Below are 13,681 nucleotides of genomic sequence, written 5' to 3' on the forward strand. Positions count from 1 at the left end.
ACGGACTGGTTAAGGTCTGTACAACCGAACCTGTTGACGCCTGATTTGGGCGGTTAATGAGCTATCTACCCTACCAGTGTTTAAAATTGTGATCAACTTCACATATATGTTTGGGTTTCGTCAACGGAGGTAAATAAGGTGATCCTGAGTCTCTTTTTTTAAAGCACAGAGTTGTTCTTTTTTACGTTTTCGATCTCTATTTTGTTGTGCTTGCTTCATAAAAAGTCACTGCAGTTATTATTATTCTGCCAGGCAATTCCCTCTCATTTTTCACAACTTCTTTACGGTAATTTTAAATATTCAGATCGCGCGGGAATGTTTACATTGATTATGTGACAAAGATAACTAAAACAGCGTTTCGTTTTGATTGAATCAACATTCCAATGAATGCAAGATAATAGTCGTTGCAATACCACCGGGAAGCGAAAAACGCCGATACACGGTGCAATCGTTACGTAGAACATAAAGAGAATGTAGGTTTTCCTGCATACTTTCCAGATACAACCTTCTGAATTTTAATATTTTTTGCCACCTTACCCGTATGTTCCACGGGCAAGAAGTGAGGACATTTATGAGAATTAAAGCCACCATTGAACGCATCCCTGGTGGGATGATGTTGATTCCATTGCTGCTGGGTGCGGTTGTAAATACCCTGGCACCGAATACCGGTGCTTATTTTGGTTCCTTTACAAAAGGCATGATTACCGGCACGGTACCAATTCTTGCTGTGTGGTTTTTCTGTATTGGTGCATCAATTGATTTACGCGCAACCGGTACGGTTCTGCGTAAATCCGGCACGCTGGTCATTACCAAAATTGCCGTGGCGTGGGTAGTGGCAATGATTGCCGCCTCGTTTATTCCGGATACCGGTATTCAGACCGGTTTCTTTGCCGGTCTTTCCGTACTGGCGATTGTTTCCGCGATGGATATGACCAACGGCGGTCTGTATGCCAGCCTGATGAACCAGTACGGTACGAAAGAAGAGTCCGGCGCATTCGTTCTGATGTCGCTGGAATCCGGTCCGCTGATGACAATGGTGATTCTGGGCGCTGCGGGTCTGGGCTCCTTTGAACCGCATCACTTTATCGGCGCAGTACTGCCGTTCCTGATTGGCTTCACGCTGGGCAACCTTGACCACGATCTGCGTGCGTTCTTCAGCAAAGCAACGCCGGTACTGATTCCGTTCTTCGGTTTTGCGCTGGGTAACACCATTAACCTGGGTGTGATTGTTGATACCGGTCTGTTGGGTATCCTGTTGGGTGTGGCGGTCATTGTCATCACCGGTATTCCACTGATTATTGCGGACCGTGTGATCGGTGGTGGTAATGGTACTGCAGGTGTCGCGGCGTCCTCTGCGGCAGGTGCCGCCGTTGCCAACCCGGTGATCATCGCGCAAATCAACCCGGCGTTTGAACCGGTTGCCGCCTCCGCGACGGCGCTGGTCGCTGCCAGCGTAGTGGTCACGGCGATTCTGGTGCCGATTATTACCGCGCTCTACGCCAAACGCTTCGCCAGGCTACCGGCTCCTGCTGGTGTGGAAGAAACGACAGCGGAATCCGCACACCACTAATCATCAGCCCTCTCCTCTCAAAACCTGAGGGGAGAGGGTGGAAACACCTCTTCAACCATCGCATCCACCAGTCGCTTTGCCGAACAGAGTCGCGGCATACCCAACGCAACCGGCTGCCAGCGCTGCGTCACAGACCAGCACACCGGATGTTTATCCGCCTCACACCAGTCTCCCAACCAGCTCAGCATGTCGCTGTACTCAACTGAACCGGCGGTCGCGGTGGTACTCAACCACTGATGATAATAGTGACGCGTCGTCGGTGCGGCATTGATACTGTGGGCCAGATAGTTTGTCGCCATCGCCCGGAGATTATCTTTCAGCATCGCCGCCACGTCAGGATTCGCCAGACGACAGGCATCGCCAAACGGTCCCCAACGCAACTCTTCGAGCGCAATAAAACACCGCCCCGGCAGCGACCATCCTTCATACGCCCCCGCCAGCCATCGGGTAAATACCTGTTCACTGTGTTCCCCGGCCTGAACCGTGAGACCACGCTGGCTCAGCGCCTTCTCCTTCCAGGCACTGCGCTGGCTAAACCACTCGCTGAGGGTGGTAAGTTGCTGAACCAGTCCTGGGACGGACGGTCCGCGAGAGAGATCCGTCTGTTGAAGGACCTGCAGTCGCGCAGCGATCCGCGTCAGCGCCAGATGCCCCGGATCGAGCATACCCGCCAGCTTTTCCACCAGCTTCAGGCGCATCATCAGATGCTCGCTGAACATCCCGGCCATCGCCCACGCCCGCAACTGCGTCTGGGACAGAATCTCCTGCGTCAGGCGCTCGCGAAACTGCTGCTGTTGCAATGTGCCGTCAGCCCGTTTCGGTTCTTCTCCCTGAACCAGATCGACCATAAACTTCGGGTGGATACACTCCAGCGTCCGTCCGGGGCCTTCCAGTAACGCGTTTGTCATGTGTGTTCGGCCACAAAAAGGGTTTGAACGTCGTCACGGAGCAGGCGAGAGTCTTCATAAATCCAGGCGGTGGTGGCAATACTGTGCTGCAACTGCTGACTCAGACTCTGAACAGCTGATTCATTCTGCTGACGAACCAGCAAACTCTCGCGCAGGCTCTCCTGTAATCCCGCCAGGCACAATGAGAAATCGGCAAAAAACGTTGCCATACCTGCCGTAACTGAAACATCGACCTGCGCGGCTAAAGCTTTACGAATTTGTTGGCAGAAGTGGCTGACGTACTCTGCCAGACTCTGGTGCAGCGCATTAATATCAATCAGATAGCGTGTCTTCGCTTCGACATAATCATTCCAGCCCCAGTTCGGCTGATTCAGCCAACGAGAGAAGGTTTCACGCACCCCGCTCACGCGAGGTTCGTCACTTTCGACGCGGTCCTGCTGGGCAATCGCCTCGCTGAATAACTGGCGCGTCGTGAAGTTAAACATGGAGGCGTGAAAGGCCGGAAAGCTGATTCGGGGGCGAAATCCCGCATGACTCAACTCCTCTTTCACCCGCATTTCGATAGGGCGCATCGCCTCATTCAGTGACCGGCTGAGCGTGGCTTCCAGTTGTTCAAAACGCATCGCCAGGTCGCGGCTGATGTTTTCCTGCGCCGCCAGCAGGACGCCCTCACAGGAGGAACGTAGTTTACTGAGGATCACCTGCGCCTGCGCTTCGTCATGCAGCACCAACACCTCTCCGTCAAGCTCCGCCTGCGGCAGCGGCGACCAGCTATCGCCACACGACAGTTTCAGGATCTGTTCACGGCTGAAAAAGGTCCCGATGTTGCGCAAGATCGTGGCCTGCTGCTGGTTGAGAAAGTCGTTGGCCGACGTCAGCGCCAGCCCGACCTCATGGCGGATCTCGTCGCTGACGCTGTCCTGGCTCACTTTCAGTTGCTGCATGTCCGCTTCCAGACGCATGATATTTTGCTGCAGCGTGTCAAAGGCCACCGTCAGACAGTGATAGCGGAAATCCAGATATTCGCGGGCGCTGTGGGCGTAATTCAGCAATTTATGCGAGGCGGAACGCAGCGCATACAGCGATGCATTGGCATAGGCGGCATGAATTAAGGTCTGAATCGGCTGTTCAAACAACGAATCTTCCCACAGCAAATCCGCCGCATGACGCAGGTGTTCGATATCATCCAGATCGGCGCTTCGCCAGCGCCGACCGAGCGCGGCTTCAGCAAAGTCCTGTACCCAGCGCTGCTCTTCGTGATCCGGGAGATGACCGTGGTTTGCCAGCTCATGGCGTGCCCGATTGGCCAGATAACCCCACATCGAGGAGACCGGATAAATCTGCGCCGGGTTAATACAACCCTTCATCAGGGTACCGGAAATCAACGCCCTCACCTGTTCTTCATCATCGCTGTTGCGATCTTTCTGGTCGAATTTATTCACCAACGCATACAACGGCACCGATTTTCCTACTGCGGCAATGGCCTGACGCACCTCTTCATCGGAAATCGATTTCAACTGCGTATAGTCCATCACCGCCAGAACGGCGGAGGCGCGAGCCAGTTGCTCATTGAGCATTTTTTGCAGATGCGGCTGCCCGGCTTCATTTGGCCCGGGTGTGTCCAGTAACGTCAGTTGACCCGGATAGTTCTCCAGCCCCGCCAGGTGCACAAACTCCACCTCAATCACCGGAATATGTTCAATCGCCGCATAGGCAGAAAAGGGAAAATCGACCTCCAGCGCTTTCGACAGGCGCACCAAATCGTTAAGGCTTTTCAGGCAGTGAAAGATCGGCTGTGCACCAAGATAATGGCGCTCAAACGCTTCCCCTCTTTCGATGCGCTGCATGAGGCCGTTCATGTCTTTATCAATTTCCAGCACCTGCGTCAGATTCTGCCGATCGCAGGCGCGCATGCTCTCTTGCAGGGTCTTCATCAGCGCATCGATGGGCGCAACGTGGGAAAAATGCAGCACCGGTTCTTTCTGACCAGGCGTATGGCGAATGAGCGTCGGCAGCGCGGTCATTGGACGGTTGCGATTGGGCAGCACCTCCGTGCCGACAATCGCATTGATCGTCGTCGATTTTCCCGCTTTCATGGTGCCGACGATCGCCAGCACCATTTCCAGTCGCGAGATTTTTCGCAACTCATTGTTCAGCGTGGCCTGCTGGGCCTCGACACCCCGGGTACTGAAATGCATGGGCTGAACGTTGAGATCGTCCTCACTTTTTAATGATGAAGTGCTCTCCAGAGTGGCCGTTGGCATTTTTTTTACGGTCTTAAGATGCTCTAAAGAGAGCATCAGCAAGCGTTCCGCTTCCTGGCTCAATTCATATATTGTCTGTGTGTACATAAAAAATGTTTCCTTAACGCAAATTTTTATTGCTTTTATTTAGCCGTTTCGTTTATTAGTGAATTCTCGGCTTTAATAATTACGTATGAAAAAAAGAATTTATTAATTAATCTATTGATATCAATGAATTTATTATTTTAATTGCTATTTTTTTGAATAACACTCAGTGGCATAAGAAAGTAAAAAATCGTAGTTCAGATTTATAATAACCCAGGCCAATTTTGGTTAATTTTACCTACCAGAAATAAGGGGCAAGGTGAGGTAAACGAACCCTAAGTAAAACTCGCTGAGCCAATTAGTTAGAATATTTCTCGTCACCTTATCTCAAATAACAAACGGTAGCAATTTCCCTTAAAAATAATAGCGCTTTTTTTCTGTCTGGCAGACAGGTTAGGTCACAGTACGGTATTTACCTTAAAAACAGAGTAGTCCCGACAACGTTAAGGATTTTGTGTATAATTGCGTCCTTTTTCGGCAATCTGCCATTTTTTGGGCGCTTTTGCCCTTGCTGACTTTTGAGGAAATCGACATGTCATTACCCCACTGCCCACAATGCAACTCCGAATACACTTACGAAGATAACGGCATGTACATCTGCCCGGAATGCGCCCATGAATGGAACGATGCAGAACCAGCGCATGACAGCGACGAACTGATCGTTAAAGATGCCAACGGCAATCTGCTGGCTGACGGCGACAGCGTCACCGTCGTGAAAGATCTGAAAGTCAAAGGCAGCTCTTCAATGCTGAAAATCGGCACGAAAGTAAAAAACATTCGTCTGGTGGAAGGCGACCACAACATCGATTGCAAAATTGATGGCTTTGGTCCGATGAAGCTGAAATCAGAATTCGTGAAAAAGAACTGATGTAAATTGCCCGGTGGCGCTTCGCTTACCGGGCCTGCGATAACTACACTTAACTGGCTTCTCTTACCTGAGGTAAAGATTATGTCGTTAAGTCCCTACATCTCTTTTGCCGGAAACTGTGCCGACGCCATCGCGTACTATCAAAAGACGCTGGGTGCAGAACTCCTTTATAAAATCAGCTTCGGTGAAATGCCCAAACCGGCGCAGGACAGCGAAGAGGGTTGCCCGTCCGGAATGACATTCCCCGATACCGCTATCGCTCATGCCAACGTGCGCATTGCCAATAGCGACATCATGATGAGCGATAGCATTCCCACAGGAAACGCTCACTATTCAGGTTTCACGCTGGTCCTCGACACGCAAAATGTCAACGAAGGGAAGCAATGGTTTGACAATCTCGCCGCAGAGGGTCAAATCGAAATGGACTGGCAGGAAACCTTCTGGGCGCATGGCTTTGGCAAAGTCAGCGATCGCTACGGCGTACCGTGGATGATCAACGTCGTCAAACAACCCCAGCCAACCGAGTAACCTCACGGGAGGCATGCCTCCCGTTCTGTCATCAAACTCACCTTAACTCTTCATCGGCAGGTAACGTCCCCTTAACCCAAACGTCATATTGATCCGCCACGATAGGGCCACTTTTTTTAGAGAGGCCGCATCATGGAAACGATCATTCGCGTCGAAAAACTCTCCAAAACGTTCAATCAGCATCAGGCGCTGCATGCGGTTGATCTGAACATCTGTGCCGGTGAAATGGTCGCTCTGCTGGGGCCGTCAGGTTCCGGCAAATCCACCCTTTTACGTCATCTGAGCGGTTTGATTACCGGCGATAAATCAGCAGGTAGCCGCGTCGAACTCCTCGGTCGCACCGTTCAACACGAAGGTCGACTGGCGCGCGATATCCGCAAAAGCCGCACGCATACCGGTTACATCTTCCAACAGTTCAATCTGGTGAATCGCCTGACAGTGCTGGAGAACGTGCTGATTGGCGCGCTCGGCAGCACGCCGTTCTGGCGCACCTGTTTTAGCTGGTTTAGCGCAGCGCAGAAACAGCGCGCGCTCCAGGCACTGACCCGCGTCGGGATGGCGCACTTTGCGTACCAGCGCGTCTCTACGCTCTCCGGCGGTCAGCAGCAGCGCGTGGCCATTGCCCGGGCGCTGATGCAGCAGGCCAAAGTGATCCTCGCCGACGAGCCGATTGCCTCACTGGACCCGGAATCCGCGCGCATCGTGATGGACACCCTGCGCGACATCAACCAGACCGACGGTATTACCGTCGTCGTCACGCTGCATCAGGTGGATTACGCCCTGCGCTACTGCGAACGGATTGTCGCGTTGCGTCAGGGACACGTTTTCTACGACGGCAGCAGCCAGCTCTTTGATAACGAAAGATTTGACCATCTCTACCGCAGCATGAACCGCGTCGAACAGAACGCGCAGGCTGCTTAATTCAAAAAGACCAGGCGTTATTGACGCAGACAGACTGGAGGCGGCCAGCGCGGAAAAACGGAGCGTACACATAGTACGTGAGGATGTTGAGCACTGCCCGAACTCAGGCTGGCAGGTGAAATAGCCTGGAACAACGTGAGGATAAAACATGAATTACAAGGCCGTTGCCGCGCTGGCGTTTACCAGCATGTTCAGCGTCAGTACTCTGCTCAGTCCCGCCTTTGCCGAAGAGCAGGAAAAAGCGCTGAACTTTGGCATTATTTCGACCGAATCACAGCAAAACCTGAAACCTCAATGGGATCCGTTCCTGAAGGATATGGAGAAGAAACTGGGCGTGAAAGTGAACGCTTTCTTCGCGCCGGACTACGCCGGGATCATCCAGGGTATGCGCTTTAATAAAGTCGACATCGCCTGGTACGGTAACCTGTCAGCAATGGAAGCCGTGGATCGCGCCAACGGCCAGGTCTTTGCCCAGACCGTCGCCGCCGATGGATCGCCGGGTTACTGGAGCGTGCTGATCGTCAACAAGGACAGCCCGATCAACAACCTCGACGATCTGATCGCCAAACGCAAAGATCTCACCTTTGGTAATGGCGATCCTAACTCTACCTCCGGCTATCTCGTCCCTGGCTATTACGTCTTCGCGAAAAACAATATCGCCGCCAGCGACTTCAAACGCACCGTCAACGCCGGTCATGAAACTAACGCCCTTGCGGTCGCCAACAAGCAGGTGGATGTCGCCACCAACAACACCGAGAACCTCGATAAGCTGAAAACGTCCGCGCCGGACAAGCTGAAAGCGCTGAAGGTTATCTGGAAGTCGCCGCTGATCCCAGGCGATCCGATTGTCTGGCGTAAGAACCTCTCTGAAGCCACCAAGGACAAGGTGTACGACTTCTTCATGAACTACGGCAAAACGCCGGAAGAAAAAACCGTACTGGAACGCCTGGGTTGGGCGCCGTTCCGCGCCTCCAGCGACCTGCAACTGGTGCCGATTCGCCAGCTCGCCCTGTTTAAAGAGATGCAGGGCGTGAAGGACAACAAAGGACTGAACGCTGAAGAGAAGACCAGCAAATCTTCTGCGATTAAAGCGCAACTGGACGATCTTGACCGTCTGACTGCGGCGCTGAGCGCCATGACCAGCGTCACCAAAGCGGTGCAGTAAACCTGACGCCCGCTGGCGCTTCGCTTACCGGGCCTACAAACGTAGGCCGGATAAGGCGGAGCCGCCTTCCGCCAATAACGTACGCACGGAGCTAAACATGCAAACCATCACCGTTGCCCCGCCAAAGCGCAGTTGGTTCTCGCTCGTCAGTTGGGCCATTCTGCTCGCCGTGCTGGTCGTGTCGTGGAAAGGCGCCGAAATGGCCCCGCTCACGCTGATTCAGGATTCTGGCAACATGGCGACGTTTGCCGCCGACTTCTTTCCGCCGGACTTTAGCCAGTGGCAGGACTACCTCGGCGAAATGGCGGTGACCCTGCAAATCGCCGTCTGGGGAACCGCGCTGGCCGTGATCCTCTCCATTCCTTTCGGCCTGATGTGCGCCGACAACCTCGTGCCCTGGTGGATCTACCAGCCGATGCGCCGTCTGATGGATGCCTGCCGCGCCATTAACGAAATGGTGTTTGCGATGCTATTTGTGGTCGCTGTCGGCCTCGGTCCGTTTGCGGGCGTCATGGCGCTGTTTATCCATACCACCGGCGTGCTCTCCAAGCTGCTGTCCGAAGCGGTGGAAGCCATTGAACCCGGTCCGGTTGAAGGCATTCGCGCCACTGGCGCTAACAAAATTGAAGAAATTCTTTACGGTGTACTGCCCCAGGTGATGCCGCTGCTGATCTCCTATTCGCTGTACCGCTTTGAATCCAACGTCCGCTCAGCAACCGTCGTCGGGATGGTGGGCGCAGGCGGCATTGGCGTCACGTTGTGGGAGGCAATTCGCGGTTTCCAGTTCCAGCAAACCTGCGCCCTGATGGTGTTAATCATTGTGACCGTCAGCCTGCTGGATTTTCTCTCCCAGCGTTTACGTAAGCACTTTATCTGATTAGCGAGGCATTGATTGCTATGCACTTGTCTACACATCCGACCAGTTATCCGACGCGTTATCAGGAGATTGCCGCGAGACTTGAGCAGGAGCTACGTCAACATTACCGCTGCGGCGACTATCTGCCCGCCGAGCATCAGCTTGCCGCGCGTTATGAGGTTAATCGCCACACCCTGCGCCGCGCCATCGACCAGTTGGTGGAACGCGGCTGGGTCCAGCGTCGTCAGGGCGTCGGCGTACTGGTGCTGATGCGCCCGTTCGATTATCCGCTTAACGCCCAGGCACGCTTCAGTCAGAACCTGTTGGATCAGGGAAGTCATCCCACCAGCGAAAAACGGCTGGCGGTACTGCGCCCGGCCTCCCGTCACGTTGCCGATGCGCTCAGCGTGCAGGAAGGCGATAACGTCATCCACTTGCGCACCCTGCGGCGGGTGAACGGCATCGCCCTGTGTCTGATTGACCATTACTTTTCCGACCTGGCCCTCTGGCCGCTGCTGCAGGGTTTTAACCACGGCTCGCTGCACGACTATTTGCGCGAACAGTCCGGCCTGACGCTCAAGCGCACCCAGACGCGCATCAGCGCCCGGCGTGCGCAGGCGAAAGAGAGCAAGGTGCTGGAAATCCCCAACATGGCGCCGCTGCTCTGCGTGCGCACCCTGAACCACCGTGAAGGCGAGGAACGTGCGATGGAGTATTCCGTCAGCCTGACCCGCGCCGACATGATCGAATTCACTATGGAGCACTGAATGCATTTCGATACCGCCACTCGCCAGCGCTGGATGCGCGCGCTGGCTTACAGCAAGGCCGATGCCCTGAATGCGCGACTCCAGGCGTTAACGCTGGCACCGGAATATGAACTGATTCGCCCCCCGGAATGCGGACTGATGCAAATTCAGGCGCGCATGGGCGGCACCGGCAACCGTTTCTTTGCCGGAGACACCACGCTGACCCGCGCGGTGGTTCGCCTGAAAAGCGGCACGCTGGGTTACAGCTACCTGCTGGGACGCAACAAACGCCACGCCGAGCAGTGCGCCGTTATCGACGCTTTACTGCAGGAACAGACACATTTCCAGAACCTGATGGAAACCTTAATTAGCCCGCTGGAAGCAGAACGCGATGCGGAAATCACCGCCCGTCGCGCCGAGGTCAACGCCAGCCGGGTCGACTTCTTTACGCTGGTGCGCGGAGATAACGAATGACCCTACAGACCGCCTTTACCCTGCCCGTCCAGGACGCCCAACAAAGCTTTCGCCGTCTGCTGAAAGCGATGAGCGAACCGGGGGTGATTGTTGCCTTACATCAATTGAAACACGGCTGGCAGCCGTTGAATCTGGCGACCACCAGCGTCCTGCTGACGTTAGTCGACGGCGATACGCCGGTGTGGCTGTCGCCTGCGATGAATAACGACATCGCCAGCCAGAACCTGCGTTTTCACACCAATGCTCCGATGGTCGAACAACCCCAACTGGCGGCCTATGCCGTAGCCGACGAGCGCATCAGCAGCGAACAGCTTAATGCGCTTTCTGCCGGTTCTGCGGTCGCGCCAGAAAACAGCGCCACGCTCATCGTACAGGTTTCCAGTCTGAGTGGTGGGCGGATGTTACGCCTGACCGGGGCTGGTATCGCCGAAGAGCGAATGATCGCACCACAGTTACCAGACTGCCTGATCCACGAACTCACCGAACGTCCGCATCCGTTCCCGCTGGGTGTTGACCTCATCCTTACCTGCGGCGAACGGCTGCTGGCTATCCCGAGAACCACCCATGTGGAGGTGTGCTGATGTACGTAGCCGTCAAAGGGGGCGAGAAGGCGATAGCCAACGCCCATGCGTTACAGGAGCAGCGACGCCGGGGCGACGATACCGTTGCCGAACTGAGCGTGGTGCAGATCGAACAGCAGATGAATCTGGCTGTTGATCGCGTCATGACCGAAGGCGGTATTGCCGATCGCGAACTGGCGGCGCTGGCGCTCAAGCAGGCCAGCGGCGATAACGTCGAAGCCATCTTTCTGCTGCGCGCTTACCGCACCACGCTGGCAAAGCTGGCGGTAAGCGAACCGCTGAACAGTGGGGAAATGCGCCTGGAACGCCGTATCTCAGCAGTCTATAAGGATATTCCGGGCGGACAGCTGTTAGGACCAACCTACGACTACACCCATCGTCTGCTCGATTTTACGCTGCTGGCGAATGGCGAAACGCCGCCGCTGCGGACTGCAGAAAGTACGCAGGACGCCGCCCCGCACGTCTTTTCGCTGCTGGCGAATCAAGGGCTGGCGAAGCCCGAAGAAGATAACGGCGCCACGCCGGATGACATCACCCGCATGCCGCCGGTTTACCCCTGCTCCCGTGCGTCACGCTTGCAACAGCTGATGCGCGGCGATGAGGGCTATCTGCTGGCGCTGGCCTACTCCACCCAACGCGGCTACGGGCGCAATCACCCCTTCGCAGCCGAAATCCGTAGTGGGTACGTTGCGCTGGAAACGGTACCGGAAGAGCTGGGATTTGCGGTCAACGTCGGCGAAGTGCTGATGACCGAATGTGAAATGGTCAACGGCTTTGTCGCCCCGGACAACGATGCGCCTCACTTTACCCGCGGCTACGGACTGGTGTTCGGCATGAGCGAACGCAAAGCGATGGCAATGGCGCTGGTGGACAGAGCCCTACAGGCACCCGACTACGATGAAACGGTCACAGGACCGGCGCAGGACGAAGAGTTCGTGCTGGCGCACGCGGATAACGTCGAGGCGGCGGGTTTTGTTTCGCACCTCAAGCTCCCCCACTACGTCGATTTCCAGGCCGAGCTGGAACTGCTCAAACGCCTGCAACAGGAGGCCGCCCGTGACCACTAACCTCTTCGGCTACAACTTTGCTTATCTGGATGAGCAAACCAAACGCATGATCCGTCGCGCGATCCTCAAAGCGGTGGCGATCCCCGGCTATCAGGTGCCATTCGGTGGCCGCGAAATGCCGATGCCTTACGGCTGGGGAACCGGTGGGATCCAGATTACCGCCAGCGTGATTGGTGAACCGGACGTGCTGAAGGTTATCGATCAGGGCGCAGATGACACCACCAACGCGGTATCGATCCGCAACTTCTTCAAACGCGTCACCGGAGTCAATACCACCGAGCGCACGGAAGACGCCACGTTAATCCAGACCCGTCACCGGATCCCGGAAACGCCGCTGACGGAAGATCAGATCCTGATCTTCCAGGTGCCGATCCCTGAACCGCTGCGTTTTATCGAACCTCGCGAAACGGAAACCCGCACTATGCATGCGCTGGAGGAGTACGGGATCATGCAGGTGAAGCTGTATGAAGATATCGCCCGCTTTGGCCATATCGCCACCACTTACGCCTACCCGGTGAAAGTCAACGGACGCTATGTGATGGACCCGTCGCCGATCCCGAAATTCGACAACCCGAAGATGGACATGATGCCCGCCCTTCAGTTATTTGGCGCGGGACGCGAAAAACGCATCTATGCCGTACCGCCGTATACCCGCGTGGAAAGTCTCGATTTCGACGATCATCCGTTCACCGTACAGACCTGGGATGAGCCCTGCACCATCTGCGGTTCAACGCACAGTTATCTTGATGAAGTGGTGCTCGATGACACCGGCAAACGCATGTTTGTCTGCTCCGACACCGACTACTGCCGCCAACAGAGCGAGGCACTCAGCCAATGACGCAACCGTTGCTTTCGGTTAATAACCTGACCCATCTCTACGCGCCGGGCAAAGGCTTCAGCGATGTCTCCTTTGACCTGTGGCCTGGCGAAGTGCTGGGCATTGTCGGGGAGTCCGGTTCCGGCAAAACCACCCTGCTGAAATCCCTCTCCTCGCGCCTGACGCCGCAGTCGGGCGAGATTCAGTACCAGAACCGTTCACTGTACGCCATGAGCGAAGCCGACCGCCGCCGCCTGTTGCGCACTGAATGGGGCGTGGTACATCAGCACCCGTTGGATGGCCTGCGTCGTCAGGTCTCGGCGGGCGGTAATATCGGCGAACGCCTGATGGCGACCGGCGCACGCCACTATGGCGAGATCCGCGCCACCGCCCAGCGCTGGCTGGAGGAGGTCGAAATTCCGGCCTCTCGTATCGACGATCTACCGACCACCTTTTCCGGCGGCATGCAGCAGCGTCTGCAGATCGCCCGCAACCTCGTCACTCACCCGAAGCTGGTATTTATGGATGAGCCGACCGGCGGTCTCGACGTCTCTGTCCAGGCGAAACTGTTGGATCTGCTGCGCGGGCTGGTGGTGGAACTGGATCTGGCGGTGGTGATTGTCACTCACGATTTAGGCGTGGCGCGCCTGTTGGCAGACCGTCTGCTGGTGATGAAACAGGGTCAGGTGGTGGAAAGTGGATTAACCGACCGCGTGCTCGACGATCCACATCATCCGTATACCCAGTTGCTGGTGTCGTCCGTATTGCAGAACTGATTTTTTGTTTTGCCGGATGGCGGCTGCGCCTTATCCGGCAATCGAATGCACCAATG

The 13,681-nt window shown here is 55.4% G+C and carries 14 protein-coding genes; 12 read left to right on the forward strand and 2 right to left on the reverse strand.

The annotated features are described in order from the left end of the window. The first annotated feature begins 571 nt into the window (after positions 1–571). Positions 572–1,570: a 2-keto-3-deoxygluconate transporter gene (gene kdgT / locus ACQ0PY_RS22220; RefSeq protein ID WP_042999090.1), complete on the forward strand. Its 999-nt coding sequence runs from the start codon at positions 572–574 to the stop codon at positions 1,568–1,570. 17 nt (positions 1,571–1,587) lie between these two features. On the opposite strand, the gene ACQ0PY_RS22225 is transcribed toward kdgT, so the two are convergent. Both ACQ0PY_RS22225 and crfC read right to left on the reverse strand, forming a co-directional pair. Continuing rightward, entirely contained in the window at positions 1,588–2,478 is an 891-nt protein-coding gene (locus ACQ0PY_RS22225; protein ID WP_054176708.1) for a diguanylate cyclase regulator RdcB family protein, read from the reverse strand. Beyond that, positions 2,475–4,829, reverse strand: coding sequence for a clamp-binding protein CrfC (gene crfC, locus ACQ0PY_RS22230; RefSeq protein ID WP_109739566.1), 2,355 nt, complete (start codon positions 4,827–4,829; stop codon positions 2,475–2,477). The genes ACQ0PY_RS22225 and crfC overlap by 4 nt, the downstream gene beginning before the upstream one ends. Before the next feature lie 529 nt (positions 4,830–5,358). Here crfC and ACQ0PY_RS22235 point away from each other — a divergent pair. The 11 genes from ACQ0PY_RS22235 to phnK all read left to right on the forward strand — a co-directional run bounded on the left by ACQ0PY_RS22235 (position 5,359) and on the right by phnK (position 13,625). Continuing rightward, positions 5,359–5,694 carry a zinc ribbon domain-containing protein YjdM gene (locus ACQ0PY_RS22235; protein ID WP_042999087.1) on the forward strand — a complete coding sequence of 112 codons (336 nt, stop codon included), beginning with the start codon at positions 5,359–5,361 and terminating at the stop codon, positions 5,692–5,694. 81 nt (positions 5,695–5,775) lie between these two features. Beyond that, a complete protein-coding gene (yjdN, locus tag ACQ0PY_RS22240; RefSeq protein ID WP_109739567.1) occupies positions 5,776–6,222 on the forward strand; it encodes a VOC family metalloprotein YjdN in 447 nt (148 codons plus the stop codon). 132 nt (positions 6,223–6,354) lie between these two features. Beyond that, on the forward strand, positions 6,355–7,143 hold the full coding sequence (phnC, locus tag ACQ0PY_RS22245) for a phosphonate ABC transporter ATP-binding protein (RefSeq protein ID WP_109739568.1): 789 nt from the start codon (positions 6,355–6,357) through the stop codon (positions 7,141–7,143). 148 nt (positions 7,144–7,291) lie between these two features. Continuing rightward, the gene (gene phnD, locus ACQ0PY_RS22250) at positions 7,292–8,308 is read left to right on the forward strand and encodes a phosphonate ABC transporter substrate-binding protein (protein ID WP_042999084.1); all 1,017 of its coding nucleotides are present in this window, start codon (positions 7,292–7,294) and stop codon (positions 8,306–8,308) included. Positions 8,309–8,405: 97 nt separating this feature from the next. After that, entirely contained in the window at positions 8,406–9,185 is a 780-nt protein-coding gene (phnE, locus tag ACQ0PY_RS22255; RefSeq protein WP_044328535.1) for a phosphonate ABC transporter, permease protein PhnE, read from the forward strand. A 20-nt stretch (positions 9,186–9,205) separates the two neighbouring features. Then, entirely contained in the window at positions 9,206–9,931 is a 726-nt protein-coding gene (gene phnF, locus ACQ0PY_RS22260) for a phosphonate metabolism transcriptional regulator PhnF (protein ID WP_044328534.1), read from the forward strand. Next, a complete protein-coding gene (phnG, locus tag ACQ0PY_RS22265; RefSeq protein ID WP_042999081.1) occupies positions 9,932–10,384 on the forward strand; it encodes a phosphonate C-P lyase system protein PhnG in 453 nt (150 codons plus the stop codon). After that, positions 10,381–10,965: a phosphonate C-P lyase system protein PhnH gene (phnH, locus tag ACQ0PY_RS22270; RefSeq protein WP_042999080.1), complete on the forward strand. Its 585-nt coding sequence runs from the start codon at positions 10,381–10,383 to the stop codon at positions 10,963–10,965. The genes phnG and phnH overlap by 4 nt, the downstream gene beginning before the upstream one ends. Beyond that, positions 10,965–12,032 carry a carbon-phosphorus lyase complex subunit gene (locus ACQ0PY_RS22275; protein ID WP_334262942.1) on the forward strand — a complete coding sequence of 356 codons (1,068 nt, stop codon included), beginning with the start codon at positions 10,965–10,967 and terminating at the stop codon, positions 12,030–12,032. The genes phnH and ACQ0PY_RS22275 overlap by 1 nt, the downstream gene beginning before the upstream one ends. 46 nt (positions 12,033–12,078) lie before the next feature. After that, entirely contained in the window at positions 12,079–12,870 is a 792-nt protein-coding gene (gene phnJ, locus ACQ0PY_RS22280) for an alpha-D-ribose 1-methylphosphonate 5-phosphate C-P-lyase PhnJ (protein WP_231912858.1), read from the forward strand. Then, positions 12,867–13,625, forward strand: coding sequence for a phosphonate C-P lyase system protein PhnK (gene phnK, locus ACQ0PY_RS22285; RefSeq protein WP_061069534.1), 759 nt, complete (start codon positions 12,867–12,869; stop codon positions 13,623–13,625). Before phnJ ends, phnK begins: the two co-directional genes overlap by 4 nt. The last annotated feature ends 56 nt before the right edge of the window (positions 13,626–13,681 follow it).

This window comes from Citrobacter sp. LST-B2 (genome assembly GCF_057983045.1).

Coding starts and splice junctions, on each gene's coding strand:
- phnD (WP_042999084.1), top strand. CDS start 7,292: ATGAATTACAAGGCCGTTGCCGCGCTGGCGTTTACCAGCATGTTCAGC.
- phnH (WP_042999080.1), top strand. CDS start 10,381: ATGACCCTACAGACCGCCTTTACCCTGCCCGTCCAGGACGCCCAACAA.
- phnC (WP_109739568.1), top strand. CDS start 6,355: ATGGAAACGATCATTCGCGTCGAAAAACTCTCCAAAACGTTCAATCAG.
- yjdN (WP_109739567.1), top strand. CDS start 5,776: ATGTCGTTAAGTCCCTACATCTCTTTTGCCGGAAACTGTGCCGACGCC.
- phnF (WP_044328534.1), top strand. CDS start 9,206: ATGCACTTGTCTACACATCCGACCAGTTATCCGACGCGTTATCAGGAG.
- ACQ0PY_RS22235 (WP_042999087.1), top strand. CDS start 5,359: ATGTCATTACCCCACTGCCCACAATGCAACTCCGAATACACTTACGAA.
- phnK (WP_061069534.1), top strand. CDS start 12,867: ATGACGCAACCGTTGCTTTCGGTTAATAACCTGACCCATCTCTACGCG.
- ACQ0PY_RS22275 (WP_334262942.1), top strand. CDS start 10,965: ATGTACGTAGCCGTCAAAGGGGGCGAGAAGGCGATAGCCAACGCCCAT.
- phnJ (WP_231912858.1), top strand. CDS start 12,079: ATGATCCGTCGCGCGATCCTCAAAGCGGTGGCGATCCCCGGCTATCAG.
- phnE (WP_044328535.1), top strand. CDS start 8,406: ATGCAAACCATCACCGTTGCCCCGCCAAAGCGCAGTTGGTTCTCGCTC.
- crfC (WP_109739566.1), bottom strand. CDS start 4,829: ATGTACACACAGACAATATATGAATTGAGCCAGGAAGCGGAACGCTTG.
- kdgT (WP_042999090.1), top strand. CDS start 572: ATGAGAATTAAAGCCACCATTGAACGCATCCCTGGTGGGATGATGTTG.
- ACQ0PY_RS22225 (WP_054176708.1), bottom strand. CDS start 2,478: ATGACAAACGCGTTACTGGAAGGCCCCGGACGGACGCTGGAGTGTATC.
- phnG (WP_042999081.1), top strand. CDS start 9,932: ATGCATTTCGATACCGCCACTCGCCAGCGCTGGATGCGCGCGCTGGCT.